This window comes from Rhodococcus sp. IEGM 1307 (assembly GCF_030056915.1).
GTDB lineage: Bacteria > Actinomycetota > Actinomycetes > Mycobacteriales > Mycobacteriaceae > Rhodococcus_F > Rhodococcus_F opacus_D.
Window position 1 is genome coordinate 1 of sequence record NZ_JASHKW010000132.1, and the last position, 217, is coordinate 217.

Here is a 217-nt window from a genome sequence, read left to right on the forward strand (position 1 = left end):
CGCGGAGGAAGTCGATGCCGTCACGACCGGGAAGCATGATGTCGCGGAGCACGAGATGCGGCGTGCGTACGGCGACGCGCTTCAGCGCGGACTCCGCGTCGGCGACGGCCTCGACGTGCCAGCCCTGCTCGTGCAGCAATCGTGTGAGGTCGGCCCGCAGGTCCGGATGGTCTTCGACGAGAAGGATGCGGCGGTCCGCCCCGGGTTCGGTCGAGGG

1 protein-coding gene is annotated in these 217 nt (G+C 70.0%); it reads right to left on the reverse strand.

Features of this window, described 5'->3' with window-relative positions:
* A partial coding sequence (locus QM841_RS43060; protein WP_283336816.1) for a response regulator occupies nt 1-217 on the reverse strand: 217 nt, incomplete at both ends.